10 protein-coding genes are annotated in these 13,769 nt (G+C 71.3%); 7 read left to right on the top strand and 3 right to left on the bottom strand.

The features are described from left to right. Nucleotides 1–28 precede the first annotated feature (28 nt). Complete coding sequence (gene ddaH, locus ACZ6R6_RS01950) at nt 29–823, top strand: dimethylargininase (RefSeq protein ID WP_470089380.1); 795 nt, start codon at nt 29–31, stop codon at nt 821–823. Nucleotides 824–866: 43 nt separating this feature from the next. Beyond that, nucleotides 867–2,078 carry an ornithine--oxo-acid transaminase gene (gene rocD / locus ACZ6R6_RS01945; protein WP_470089379.1) on the top strand — a complete coding sequence of 404 codons (1,212 nt, stop codon included), beginning with the start codon at nt 867–869 and terminating at the stop codon, nt 2,076–2,078. A gap of 112 nt (nt 2,079–2,190) precedes the next feature. On the opposite strand, the gene ACZ6R6_RS01940 is transcribed toward rocD, so the two are convergent. Then, complete coding sequence (locus tag ACZ6R6_RS01940; RefSeq protein ID WP_470089378.1) at nt 2,191–3,753, bottom strand: alkaline phosphatase D family protein; 1,563 nt, start codon at nt 3,751–3,753, stop codon at nt 2,191–2,193. 256 nt (nt 3,754–4,009) lie between these two features. On the opposite strand from ACZ6R6_RS01940, the gene ACZ6R6_RS01935 reads away from it, so the two are divergent. Beyond that, complete coding sequence (locus ACZ6R6_RS01935) at nt 4,010–5,296, top strand: Glu/Leu/Phe/Val family dehydrogenase (protein WP_470089376.1); 1,287 nt, start codon at nt 4,010–4,012, stop codon at nt 5,294–5,296. A 224-nt stretch (nt 5,297–5,520) separates the two neighbouring features. On the opposite strand, the gene ACZ6R6_RS01930 is transcribed toward ACZ6R6_RS01935, so the two are convergent. Next, nucleotides 5,521–5,997 (bottom strand): MarR family winged helix-turn-helix transcriptional regulator, encoded by a 477-nt coding sequence (locus ACZ6R6_RS01930; protein WP_470089375.1) that lies wholly within the window; start codon nt 5,995–5,997, stop codon nt 5,521–5,523. Between the two features lie 74 nt (nt 5,998–6,071). Between ACZ6R6_RS01930 and ACZ6R6_RS01925 the strand changes: the two genes are divergently transcribed. The 4 genes from ACZ6R6_RS01925 to ACZ6R6_RS01910 all read left to right on the top strand — a co-directional run bounded on the left by ACZ6R6_RS01925 (nt 6,072) and on the right by ACZ6R6_RS01910 (nt 12,772). Continuing rightward, a complete protein-coding gene (locus ACZ6R6_RS01925; protein WP_470089374.1) occupies nt 6,072–7,160 on the top strand; it encodes a substrate-binding domain-containing protein in 1,089 nt (362 codons plus the stop codon). 78 nt (nt 7,161–7,238) lie between these two features. Then, nucleotides 7,239–8,636, top strand: coding sequence for an APC family permease (locus ACZ6R6_RS01920; RefSeq protein WP_470089372.1), 1,398 nt, complete (start codon nt 7,239–7,241; stop codon nt 8,634–8,636). Between the two features lie 157 nt (nt 8,637–8,793). Next, nucleotides 8,794–9,804, top strand: a complete 1,011-nt coding sequence (locus tag ACZ6R6_RS01915) for an acetamidase/formamidase family protein (protein WP_470089371.1) — start codon at nt 8,794–8,796, stop codon at nt 9,802–9,804. 259 nt (nt 9,805–10,063) lie between these two features. Next, entirely contained in the window at nt 10,064–12,772 is a 2,709-nt protein-coding gene (locus ACZ6R6_RS01910) for an ATP-binding protein (RefSeq protein WP_470089369.1), read from the top strand. A 19-nt stretch (nt 12,773–12,791) separates the two neighbouring features. Here ACZ6R6_RS01910 and ACZ6R6_RS01905 read toward each other — a convergent pair whose 3' ends face one another. Then, a complete protein-coding gene (locus tag ACZ6R6_RS01905; protein WP_470089367.1) occupies nt 12,792–13,727 on the bottom strand; it encodes an acyl-ACP desaturase in 936 nt (311 codons plus the stop codon). Between the last annotated feature and the right edge of the window lie 42 nt (nt 13,728–13,769).

Below are 13,769 nucleotides of genomic sequence, written 5' to 3'. Positions count from 1 at the left end.
ACTACGACGTCCCTTTGCGGAGTTCTCCATGACGAGGCACTACCTCATGTGTCGGCCCGACCACTTCGCGGTTGAGTACGCGATCAACCCGTGGATGGATCCGGAGGCCGGCGCCGACCGCGAGGTGGCGATCCGGCAGTGGGAGGGGCTCAAGAGCGCCTACGAGGAGCTGGGGCACCGGGTCAGCCTGATCGACCCGGTGGAGGGACTGCCCGACATGGTCTTCGCCGCCAACGGGGCGCTGGTCGTCGGCGGCCGGGTATACGGCGCGCGGTTCGCGCACCGGGAGCGCGCCGCCGAGGGGCCCGCCTACCTGAAGTGGTTCGTCGACAACGGCTACGAGCGGGTGCACGAGGCGGCCTTCACCAACGAGGGCGAGGGCGACTTCCTCACCCTCGACCACATGGTGCTGGCCGGCACGGGGTTCCGCACCGACATCACCGCCCACAAGGAGGCCCAGGAGTTCCTGGGCATGCCGGTGGTGACGCTGCAGCTGGTGGACCCGCGCTTCTACCACCTGGACACCGCACTGTTCCCACTAAACGGACATAACGTGGCATACTTCCCAGGGGCCTTCTCGGCGGGGAGCCAAGAAGTACTGAAGAACCTGTTCCCCGACGCCGTCGTCGCGGACGAGGAGGACGCGACCGTGCTGGGCCTCAACGCGGTCAGCGACGGCACCCGAGTGGTGATCAACGCCGAGGCGGCGAACCTTCAGCTGGAGCTCAAGCGCCACGGCTTCGAGGTCATCCCGGTCGAACTGTCGGAGCTACGCAAAGCGGGCGGCGGCCCCAAGTGCTGCACGCTCGAGATCCGGGGATGAACGCAGGTAGAACGGCCAAGAATCAAGGAACGGCGAATATCGGATGACCAGCACAGCAGACTTCATCGAGCTCAGCGAGCGCCGCAGCGCGCACAACTACCACCCGCTCCCCATCGTGATCCACGAGGCGCAGGGTGCCTGGGTCACCGACGTGGAGGGCAAGCGGTTCCTGGACTGCCTGTCCGGCTACTCCTCGCTGAACTTCGGCCACGGTAACCCGAAGATCGTCGCAGCGGCGCAGGAACAGCTCGCCAAGCTCACGCTGACCAGCCGCGCCTTCTTCCACGACCAGTTCGCCGCCTTCGCCGCCGGGCTGGGCGACCTCACCGGCAAGGACATGGTCCTGCCGATGAACACCGGCGCCGAGGCCGTGGAGACCGCGATCAAGGTCGCCCGCAAGTGGGGCTACGAGGTCAAGGGCGTGGCCGCGGAGCAGGCCAACATCATCGTGATGGAGGACAACTTCCACGGCCGCACCACCACGATCATCAGTTTCTCCACCGACCCCGACGCCCACGACGGCTTCGGCCCCTACACCCCGGGCTTCAAGGTCGTGAAGTACGGTTCGGTCGAGGCGATCCGCGAGGCCGTCGACGCCAACACCGTCGCGGTGCTGCTGGAGCCCATCCAGGGCGAGGCCGGCGTGCTGGTCCCGCCGGACGGCTACCTCACCCAGGTCCGCGAGCTCTGCACCGCGGAGAACATCCTGATGATCGCCGACGAGATCCAGTCCGGCCTCGGCCGCACCGGCGACACCTTCGCCTGCGACCACGAAGGTGTCGTCCCCGACATCTACGTGCTGGGCAAGGCCCTGGGCGGCGGTGTGGTCCCGGTCTCGGCGATCACCGCCAACGAGGACGTGCTCGGCGTGATCAAGCCGGGCCAGCACGGCTCCACCTTCGGCGGCAACCCGCTCGCCTGCGCGGTGGCCAACGCGGTCATCGAGATCCTCAACACCGGTGAGTACCAGGCGCGGGCCAAGGAGCTCGGAGCGGTGCTGCACGAGAGGCTGCGCGGCCTGGTCGGCCGGGGCGTGGTGACCGTGCGCGGCCGCGGCCTGTGGGCGGGCGTCGACATCGACCCCTCCCTGGCGACCGGCCGCGAGATCTCCAAGGCCCTGATGCGCCGCGGCGTCCTCGCCAAGGACACCCACGGCTCGACCATCCGCCTCGCCCCGCCGATCGTCGTCTCCGAAGAGGACCTCATCTGGGCCGTCGACCAGCTCGCCGACGCCCTCGGGGAGTTCGCCGGATGACCCCGCCGGTGCGGCTCGTCCCTCACGGGTGAGCCGCACCCCGCCGGTGCGGCTCGTCCCTCACGGGTGAGCCGCACCCCGCCGGAGGCGGGCTCCGCCACGGCGCCCGGCGTCACCCGCCCCCGGTCAGCTTCACCGTGGTGATCTCCGAGATCTCGGTGGCGGCGGCGGTGTCCCAGCGGACGGACAGGGGGTCGGCCCCCAGGGACAGCGTGGCCACCGCGTTGGAGAACCACGGCCCGTGGACGATGCGCCACTTGAACGGCGGCTTGGGGATCCTGGCCAGCCGGGACAGCCATCCGCCGACCAGGGTGGCCAGACCGAACTGCGCGACGATGTTGGCCAGGCGGAGCGTACGGCTCAGCGGGTTGCGGATCGGGGAGCAGACGAGCTGGTAGATGGGCAGCCCCTCGGCCTTGGCGACGTAGGAGTAGTGCACGTCGCCGGAGAGTATGACCACGGGCTTGCCGGTCCGGGCCAGCAGGTCCGACAGGTCCTCGAACGACCGGCGGAAGGCCGCCCAGTGCTCCAGGTCGACCGCCTGGCGGAGCGCCTCGGACCAGCGGGCCATCCGCCTGCCCCAGGCCCCCTGGGCCAGGGCCTCGTTCCAGTTCTGGATGTGGTGGATGCCGGCCGGGAGCAGGAACGGCACCGACGTGCCGATCACGAAGCGCTCGACGCCGCCCCTGCGGAGCTCCTCGGTGAGCCACTCCCACTCCACCGGGTCGATCATGCGTCGGTCCCCCGGGGTGAGCTGCCGGGCGCAGCGGGAGTCGAGCATGATCAGGCGGGTGCCGCCGAGGTCGCGGGAGTAGCTCCACCGGTTGTCGGCGGGAACGTCGTAGGCGTGCTCGGCGAACGTGTCGAGCATCTCGGACCCGTCGCCCTCGGCCGCGCACAACTTGCTGAGCAGCTCGTCCGACGCGCGCTCCTGCGGTGACATGTTGCCCAGGTGCTGGTAGATCCAGTAGGCCCCGAGCCCGGAGACCACCCGCCGCGGCCACCACGGGACCTTGGCCATCTGCTCGCGCCACGTGGCGGAGGTGTTGAAGTCGTCGCGCAGGTCGTGGTCGTCGAAGATCATCGCACTGGGCACCGTCGAGAGGATCCAGCGGATCTCCGGGTCGGTCCACGCCTGGCGGTACAGCTCGGCGTACTCCTCGAAGTCGGCGATCTCACCCACCGGCTCGCCGTCCCTGCGGTTCTTGATGAACTCCAGCATCTCGGCGGACGGCTCGTCGGCGTAGACCTGGTCGCCGAGCAGGAGCAGCAGGTCGGGCCACTCCTCCTCGGGGGCGTCCATCATGGTGCAGCCGTAGGCGCGCAGGACGTCGACCCCGTGCGAGACGATGTGCAGCGTGTCATGGGGCACGCTGGTCCGGCAGGAGCCGAACATCACCCGCCGGGGCCCGCCGGGGCCGAAGAAGCGGATGCGGCTGGGCGGCTGGTCCGGCAGCGGCCACACGGTCTCCCCCGCGAGGCGGACCTCGTAGGCGCCCTCGGCGCCGACGTCGACGATCGCGTAGTGGTGACCGTGCACGGTGAACGTCAGCGCCTGTGACCGCACCCCGCCGACCTCGACCGTCACCTCGCACGGCTCGCTGGTCTCCACCCACACCGACGCGCTGGTCTCGTCCACGTAACGCAGCAGTGGCCCGACCACAAGTTCCGGCACGTTGATCCTCTCAAGCACTACAGAACGGCAGGCGTCAGAACAGGAGCCTGCCATATTGGCGCGTTGCCCTCACCGTGCCCAACCGGTCTGATCGATAACAACAGATCGCCCCATAAGTGAGGAAACCCACAAGGATCGGCCATAAGAACTCAACGTTCCCCGATTGGCGGGCCAAAACCCCGCAACTAGTGTGATCATCACAAACCGCCCTGAGCGGGGCAACGGCGCTCCGCTCACCGTATGGAGGCTCTCCTTCATGTCCCTCATGGTGCCGTCAACGACGCCGGCAGCCGCCACCCTCATCAGCCCCGGCCGGCAGGCCCTCGACTCCGCGCTGTTCCACCTCGACCAGGCGGCCGACCGGCTCCACCTGGACGACGGCCTGCGCACGATGCTGGCCACCCCCCGCCGCTCCCTCACCGTCTCGGTGCCCGTCCGCCGCGAGGACGGCCGGATGGACGTCGTGCAGGGCTTCCGGGTCCAGCACAACACCACCCGCGGCCCCGCCAAGGGCGGGATCCGCTTCCACCCCTCCACCGACCTCCACGAGGTCACCGCGCTGGCCATGTGGATGACCTGGAAGTGCGCGCTGGTCGGCATCCCGTACGGCGGCGCCAAGGGCGGCGTCTCGGTGGACCCCGCCTCGCTGTCCACGCGGGAGCTCGAACGGGTCACCCGCCGCTACGTCAACGAGATCCTGCCGATCATCGGCCCGGACCGGGACATCCCGGCCCCCGACGTCGGCACCGACGAGCAGACCATGGCCTGGATCATGGACACCTACTCGGTGAACGCGGGCTATCCGGTGCCCGGTGTGGTGACCGGCAAGCCCACGACCCTCGGCGGCTCCCTGGGGCGGGCCGGAGCCACCTCCCGCGGCGTGCAGATCGCCACGCTCAAGGCCCTGACGGGCTCCCCCGAGGGCCGCACCGTCGCGGTCCAGGGCTTCGGCAAGGTCGGCGGGCCGGCCGCGCGCCTCCTCGCCGACGCCGGCTGCCGCGTGGTCGCGGTCTCCGACGCCACCGGCGCGGTGGTCGACCGCTCCGGCCTGAACGTCGAGGACCTGCAGGCGTGGGTGCGGGAGACGGGGGGCGTGTACGGCTACCGCCACGCCGACGCCCTGTCCCACGAGGAGCTGCTGGAGCTCGACGTGGACGTGCTCGTCCCGGCCGCGCTGGAGGGCGCGATCACCGCGGAGAACGCGCCCAGGGTCAGGGCCCGCCTGATCGTGGAGGGCGCCAACGGCCCCACCACCCCGGAGGCGGACCGGATCCTGGCCGACGCGGGGACCACGGTGGTCCCCGACATCCTGGCCAACGCGGGCGGTGTGATCGTCTCCTACCTGGAGTGGGTGCAGAACCTGCAGGCCTGCTCCTGGAGCGCGGGTGAGGTCGACGCCAAGCTCCGCGAGCTGATGGAGAGCTCCTTCGACGCGGTCGCGGCGATGTCCGCCGAGCGCGGGATCAGCCTGCGCCAGGCCGCCCACGCCATCGGCGTGGGCAGGGTCGCCGAGGCCCACCGGATGCGGGGGCTCTACCCCTGACGGGACGGCCCGGTCCCCGCCCGGGGATCGGGCCTCGCCCGCCGCGGGCGCCACCCGCCGCACGCGCTCCGGCCGCGGCGGGAACGGAGGACGCCGTCACAGCCGGGCGATGTTAACGTACGGCCAGGTCACCGACGGGCGGCGGGAACGGAAGGCCCCGTCATGGACGGGCGGCATGAACGCAGCACGCTGTCACCGGCGGGCGGGACGGACGTACGGCCACATCAGGAACGGGCGGGACCGCTCAGGTTCCGCTCGACCGGCCGGGAGGGCTCGTCCAGGGCCCTGACGAGCCCTTCCAGGTCACGCATGAGCTGCTCGGTCCGCTCGGTGCCGTAGGCGGCCTCGATCACCCGGTGGTGGCCGGCCACCCCGCCCTCCACCCGGGCGAGCAGCTCGGCTCCCCGGTCGGCGAGGAAGACCGCGACCCTGCGCCGGTCGACCGGGTCGTGCCCCCGGTAGACGAGCGAGCGGTCGATGAGCCGGTCGATCGCCTTGGTCAGCGTCGGATGCGGCATCAGCACGGCCTCGGCCAGGTCGCCCATCGAGTGCCCACGGCCGTCGGCCAGCGCGCGCAGGATGCGCCACTGCTCGACCGTGACGTCCTCGGCGGTCACCGCGGCGGCCAGGCCGCGGTTGACGCTGCGCTCGGCCCGGCTGAGCAGGTAGGCGAGCGAGGATCCCAGTCCGGTCGTCACCACGTGAAGCTCCCGTCTGCATCCCGGCTAAGTAACGGGCCTGCCAAGACCCTCCTTTCAGGAGGATACTCGGCTACGTGGCAGAAGCCATCACACCCGTCATCCAACCTCTGGAAGCCGAGCTCATCCGGAGCCGCGCCCTGCGCGTCGGCCTCGTGGTGCCCGTCTCCGGCGTCCTCGGCCTGGTGGGACCGTGCGCGATCAACTGCGCGATCCTCGCCACCGACGAGGTCAATCTCGTGGGTGGGATGCTGGGCAGGCCGGTCGAGCTGGTCCTGATCGACGGCGGCGGACCCGCCGCGCAGGTGGCCGCCGAGGTCGGGAGGCTGGCGGCCACCGGGGCGATCGAGGCGGTGGTCGGCACCTGCGGCAGCGACGTGCGGATCGCCGTGGTCCGGGCGCTGGCCGGGCGGGTGCCGTTCGTCTACGCCCCGCCGTACGAGGGGGGCGGCCACGCGCCCGGAGTCTACTTCCTGGGCGAGACCCCCGACCGCCAGCTCAGGCCGGGCCTCGACTGGCTGATCGACCGGCGCCGGGCCCGCAGGTGGTTCCTGCTCGGCAACGACTACGTCTGGCCGCGCCTGGTCCACGAGGCGGCCCGCCTCCATCTCGCCGCCCGCAACGTCGTGGTCGCCGGCGAGCGGTACGTGCCGTACGGCATGCGGGATTTCGCGCCGGTCCTGGAGGAGCTGACCGCCAGCCGGGCTGACGCCGTGCTGCTCAGCCTGATCGGCAGCGATCTCGTCGCCTTCAACCGGGCCTTCACCTCGGCCGGGCTGCCGCACCCGCGGCTGTGCGGAGCGCTGGAGGAGCACGGCCTGCTGGGCATCGGCGGTGACGCCACCGGCGAGCTCTACGGGGCGATGGGCTACTTCGCGAGCCTGGTCACCGACGACAGCCTGAGTCTCGGCGAACGCTACGTCCGCCGCTTCGGCCCCGACGCCCCGCTGCTCAACGGGCACGGCCAGGGATGCTACGAGGCGGTGCTGATGCTCGCCGCGCTCGGCTCGCGGGCCGGGACGCTCGCGGTGCCCGCGGTGGACACGATCGCCGACGGCACCTCGATCGTCACCGCGCGGGGACGGCTGACGCTCCAGGGCGGGGGGGTGCGGCGGCGCGCGCACATCGGCCGGGCCGACGGCCTGGACTTCGACATCGTCCGCTAAAAGCTTCCGTCTGAAATCTTTTCCTTTTCAAGGAAAAGTCCTATCGTTACGGCTGCACCCACGTATAGGAGCCGTCCCATGAGCCCTGACCCCTCCCTGGAGCAGTTCGGCTACCAGCAGGAACTCCGCAGGTCCCTGAGCTTCACCGACCTGCTCGTCTACGGCCTGATCTTCATGGTCCCGATCGCGCCGTTCGGCATCTTCGGCGGGGTCTTCCAGGCCTCCGGCGGCATGGTCGCGCTCGCCTACGTCATCGGCATGGTCGCGATGGCCTTCACCGCGCTGTCCTACGCGCAGATGGCCAAGGCCTTCCCGATGGCCGGCTCGGTCTACACCTACGCGGGCCGGGGCATCACTCCCCCCATCGGCTTCCTGGCCGGATGGGTGATCCTGCTCGACTACGTGCTGGTGCCCGCGCTGCTCTACCTCATCGCGAGCGCGGCGATGGCCTCGTTCGTGCCCGCCGTCCCGATCTGGGGGTGGCTGATCGTGTTCGTGGTCCTCAACACGGCCGTCAACTACGCGGGCATCCAGATGACCGCGCGGATCACCAAGATCATGCTGATCGGCGAGCTCATCGTGCTGGCGATCTTCCTGGTCATCGGCCTGGGCGCGCTGGCCATGGGCAAGGCCCAGGCGGGGGCGCTGACCCCGCTGTTCGACTCCGAGACCTTCTCCTGGCCGCTGGTCTTCGGCGCGGTCTCCGTCGCGGTGCTGTCCTTCCTCGGCTTCGACGGCATCTCCATGCTGGCCGAGGAGAGCAAGGTCGACAGCCGGAAGATCGGCAGGTCGATGGTCGCGGCGCTGGGCCTGGCCGGCGCGCTGTTCATCGTGCAGACCTGGGTGGGCGCGCTGCTCACCCCCAACCGGGCCGAGCTGCTGACCAAGGGCGACCCGGCGGGCACCGCGTTCTACGACATGGCCGAGTTCGCCGGAGGCCACTGGCTCAGCGTCCTGACCGCCGTCGCCACCGCCGTCGCCTGGGGCTTCGCCAACTCCCTGGTCGCCCAGGCCGCCACCTCGCGCCTGCTGTACGCCATGGCCCGCGACCGCCAGCTGCCCCCCTTCCTGGCCAAGGTCCACCCCAAGCACAAGGTGCCGGTCAACGCCACCCTGCTGGTGGCCGTCATCTCCCTGGCCGTCGGGCTCTACCTGACCACCCGTGAGGACGGCATCCCGCTGATCAGCAGCCTGGTCAACTTCGGCGCGATGACCGCCTTCCTCGCGCTGCACATCTCGGTGGTCGTCCACTACGTCGTCCGGCGCGGCAGCCGCGACTGGTGGCGGCACCTGATCGCCCCCGTGATCGGCTTCGCGATCCTGGTCTACGTGGTGATCAACGCCAACATCGCGGCCCAGGTCCTGGGGCTCATCTGGCTCGGCGTCGGCGCGCTCGTGCTCGCCACCTTCTACGCCTACGGCCGCCGTCCCCTGCTGGCCGCCCTGGGCGAGACGCACGAGAAGTCCACCCGATAGCCACCGCGCCCGGCTCCGCCGGGACGTGCCGGCCCCCGCCCCACCGATCCGACCACGCAAGGACAGATCACATGTTCGAAATTTTTCTCGAGGTCGAGGAGGGTTTCACCTCTTCCCTGCTCAACTCGGTGACGAACCTCAGCCGGGCGGGTGCGCGATGAACATCGTCTCCTACCGGCCCGCCCCCGAGGAGCTGAGCTACACCTTCGGCGGACGTCCGGCCGTCGGCCGGATCAAGCCCGGCACGATCGTCGAGATGTACACCGAGGACTGCTTCGGCGGCCGGGTCCGCTCAGTCGACGACCTGCCCTCGCGCGTCTGCGACTTCCCCTACCTGAACCCGGTCACCGGGCCCTTCCACGTCGAGGGGGCCGAGCCCGGCGACACGCTCGCGCTGCACTTCGTCTCCATCGAGCCCGCCAGGGACTGGGCGGTGTCGGCCACCTTCCCGCACTTCGGCGCGCTGACCGGCACGCACGCCACGGCCATGCTCACCCCTCCCCTGGAGGAGGTCGTGTGGCGCTACGACATCGACGTGAAGGCGGGCGTGGCCCGCTACCACGCCCGCAGGGGCGACTTCACGGTGGAGCTCCCGCTGGACCCGATGCACGGCACGGTCGGCGTCGCGCCCGCGGCGTCCGAGGCCCGGATGACGATCACCCCGGACGCCCACGGCGGCAACATGGACACCCCCGAACTGCGCGCCGGGGTGACCGTCTACCTCGGCGTCAACGTCGAGGGCGGGCTGTTCGCGGTGGGCGACGGGCACGCCCGCCAGGGACACGGCGAGGTCTGCGGCACGGCCGTCGAGGCGGCGATGAACACCGTGGTCGCGGTGGAGCTGATCAAGGGTGTGAGCACCCCCTGGCCGCGCCTGGAGGACGACGCCCACCTGATGTCGACCGGCTCGGCCCGCCCGCTGGAGGACGCCTTCCGGATCAGCCAGCACGACCTCGTCACCTGGGCCGCCGACCTCACCGGCCTGGACACCCTGGACGCCTACCAGCTGGTCAGCCAGATCGGCGAGGCGCCGGTCGGCAACGTCTGCGACACCAACTACACGATGCTCGCCAAGATCCCCAAGGCGTATCTCGGCGGGGCCGGCGTCTACGAGTCGGCCCACGAGCGGCTGCGCGCCCTGGGCCGGCGGTATCTGGCCGAACGCTGACCCACGGCGTCCGCCGCGGAGAGCCGTTCCGTGTCGCGCACCGCCGGGGCGCGCGACACGGAACTTCCGCGGCCGCGCCCCGCGCGGCCGCGGGAGCCCCACCACGGCCGCCGGAACCCCGTCGCCGCCGCCGGAGCCCTGTCGCCGCCGCCGGAACCAAGCCGTCACATCTCGCTGAACCTGCTTTGAGTGATTCTCTATCGACAATCACGATACTTACGGCATGTGCAGCTACTTCACCCGATGAGATGGGGATGATGTGCACGGAAACGATCCATACCCGTTAGTCGGCCGCCGGCATGAGACCACACTCATCGACGGGCTCATCGGTGACCTCGCGGAGAACCGCTCCGCCCTCGTGATCGTGGAAGGCGGGGCCGGGGCGGGGAAGACCGCCCTGCTCAACTACGTGGTGGAGGCCACCCGGCGGCACGGGGTCCGCGTCCTTTTCACCTCCGGCGGCCATCAGCACCCCCAGCAGCCGCTCGGCGCCGTCCGGGAGCTCCTCGAACCCGGACGCGTCAGCGCGCCGCCCGCCGTCCCCGGCTCCGGGCCGGAGGAGCTGTTCGCCGGGCTCCACGAGCATGTCCGCCACCTCACCGGCGAGGGCCCGCTGGCGCTCGTCGTCGACGACGTGCACCGCATCGACCACCTGTCGCTCGGCTGGCTGGCGCACCTGGCACGCAGGCTGTCGGGGATCCCACTCCTGCTGGTGGTGTCGGTGTCCACCGGCGAGCGCCCGGCGTCGCGGGAGTCCTACGACGATCTCCGCAACACGCTCAACCGCACCGAGATCCACCTGAGCCCGCTCGGGCAGGAGGACGTCGAACGGCTCCTGGAGAGCTACCGGCAGACGCCGCCCAGCCCGCAGTTCGCGGCCCTGTGCCGGCAGCTCACCGGCGGCAACCCGCGTTTCACCCATGACCTGGCCCGGCTGCTCGACGCCGAGGGCGTCGCGATGGACGAGGAGTCGGCCGGCCTGCTGCCCGGCCTGGCCCCGCCGCGGACCGCCCAGTACATCTCGGACAGGCTCGCCCGCCATTCGACCCACTCGCTGGATGTCGCCAAAGTCCTCGCCGTCCTCGGCGGCGGCGCCCGCCCGACCCTCGTCAGGGAGCTGTGCGGCTTCGAGGGCTCGGTGTGCGCCGACACGATCCAGTCCCTCACCGAGCTGGGCCTGCTGCGCGCGGGGGGCACCGTCGCCTTCGTCCACCCGATCGTGCGGACCGCGCTCTACCGCTGCATGCGCGCCGGTGAGCGGAGCCGGCACCATCTGACGGCCGCAAAAGTCCTGGCCGCGCGTAACGGCGACGCCTCGCTGATAGGCCGCCACCTGCTCGCCGCCGCCCCCACCACCGACCCGGAGATCACCGACCTGCTCTGCGACGTCGCCGTGCGGCTGGCCTCGACGGGGGACCTCGAACAGTCCACGGCGTGCCTGCAGCGGGCGATCCAGAGCTCGCTGTCACCCGTCCACCGGGCGAAGCTGACGCTGCAGCTGGGCGTCGCCCTCGGCGGTTACGACGCCCGCGCGTCGATCCGGCATCTGCGGCACGCCAGCACCGGCGTCAGGACTTCGGCCGAGCACGCCCTCATCGGGCAGCACCTCGCCCTCGCCACGGCCGCCCTGGGGGATCTCGACGGCGCGATCTCCGTGCTCGACGAGCATGTCGGCCTGCTCGACGGCCAGGATCCGACCCTCAGCCGGCGGCTGCGGGGATACCGGATGATCCTGGAGACGCTGCACGCCGGCCCGGCGGGGCAGGAGTGGAGCCCCGCCACGAGCGCCACCGACAGCGGGGCCCGGGCGGCGCTGGCCACCCGGCTGGCCTGGCGCGGCGAGGACCTCGAACGTTCGATCAGGGAGGCCGAGACGACGCCGGCGACCGGCCGGTTGATCGGCGCCGGCTCCCTGGTGACCAGCTTCTCCCTGCTGCCGCTGGTGTACGCCGACCGTCTCGACACCGTGGAGCGGCAGCTCCTCGACGCCGAACAGCACCTGCCCGCCGTACAGGTCCCCGAACTCGCGGTGCTGAGATCACACGTCGCGCTGCGCCGGGGGGACGTCGCGCAGGCGGAGGTGGCCGCGCGGGCCGCCGTCGCCGCCGTCGCCGACGGCCTGCCGGAGCCCGTGCTCTTCCACCATCTCGCCACGCTGGTCGACGTGCTCCTGGAACGGGGAGAGCACGAGGAGGCCGCCGACCTGCTGCGCCAGGCCGGGCTCCCCCACGAGCCGCCCGGCACCTGGCGCCACAACCACCTGCTGGACAGCCGCGGACGCCTCCGGATCGCCTGCGGCGACCTCCGGGCGGGCGTCGAGGACCTCCTCGCCTGCGGCGAGCGCCTGGCCCGGTGGGGGGTGGCCAACCCGGCGGTGAGCATGTGGCGCTCGGCCGCGGCGCTCGCCCTCGACCGGCTCGGCGACGGGTCCCGGGCACGGACGATCGCACGGGAGCAGGTCGTCGCCGCGCGGGCCTGGCCGGCCGGACGGTCCCTGGGCGGCAGCCTCAGGACCCTGGCCCTGCTCACCCCCGATCCCCGCAAGCGGGTGACCATCCTGCGTGATGCCGTCCAGATCCTGGAGAAGTCCCCCGCGGCGCTGGAGCTCGGCCGTGCGGTGGTCGAGCTGGGGACCGCGCTCGCGGAGGCCGACCAGGAGGGCGAGGCCCGCGACATGCTGCGCCGGGGGCTGGACCTCGCCCAGCGCTGCGGCGGCACCGCGCTCGCCGACCACGCCCACGCCGAGCTGGTCCGGTACGGCGCGCGCCCTCGCAGGCGCGCGCAGACCGGGTGGGCGGCCCTGACCCCCGCCGAGAAGCGGGTCGCCCAGCTCGTGGTGGACGGCAGGAAGAACAGGGAGATCGCGCAGCTGCTGTTCGTCTCGCAACGGACCGTCGAGCTGCACCTGACCAACATCTACCGGAAGCTGAACGTCTCCAGCCGCGTCGCGCTCGTCAAGGCGGGATGAGCCGGGCGGAGCGCCGCCGCTATCTCCTGGCCGCGGCGCTCCGCTCCGCGCGGCGCTCGGTGAACCGGCTGGCCTGGGCGTCGAGCTTGTGCAGGAAGGTCGCCAGGTCCTCCCGGGCGGCCTCGCCCCGGGCGGTGAAGTCCGCGCGTTCGAAGATCTGCCAGTGCCGCAGGATGGGCATGATGACCTTGTCGTGGTGGAGCCGCAGGTCGTAGATCCCGGCATTGGCGATCATCATGGCGAAGCGCCGGAAGCCGGCCTGGCCGGCGCCGGGCATCTCGAAGTTCATCACCACGTCCCGGATCGCCTCCATCGTCTCGTCGGGCGCCAGCTCCAGCGCCGAGCCGACCAGATTCCGGTAGAAGAGCATGTGCAGGTTCTCGTCGGCGGCGATGCGGGCCAGGAGCTGCTCGCCGATCGGGCAGCCCGTGGCCGAGCCGGTGTTGCGGTGCGACAGGCGCGTGGCGAGCTCCTGGAAGGCGGTGTAGACCACGTTCGGCAGCAGTTCCACCGGCTCGCCGGCGCCGCCCGAGGACGTGAACTGCATACGGCGCCGCTCCAGGTCCACCGGATCGACCGCCCGGGTCACCACCAGATAGTCGCGCAGGGTGATGGCGTGCCGGGCCTCCTCGGCCGTCCAGCGGTAGACCCACTCACCCCACGCGCCGCCCGACCCGAGGGCGGTCATGAGGTTGTGGTGGTAGGCGGGCAGGTTGTCCTCGGTCAGCAGATTCACGATCAGCGAGGCCCGGGCCGCCGGGTCGATCCGGGTGTCCTCCGGCCGCCAGTCCTCGCCGCCGAGCAGGGCGAAGTCGCGCCCCTGGCTCCAGGGCACGTAGTCGTGTGGATTCCAGTCCCGCACCACCGCCAGGTGGCGTTCCATGTTCTCGGCCACGACCGGCTCCAGCTCCCAGAACAGGGTCGCCGACCGCTCGTGGTCAACCGTGCTGCTCACGTGCGCAACCTCCTTGAAGTGATCGGGGGGGGACCGCGGAGC

The sequence above is a fragment of the Streptosporangium sp. NPDC048886 genome (genome assembly GCF_055586905.1).
This window is presented reverse-complemented; position numbering and strand designations above follow the sequence as displayed.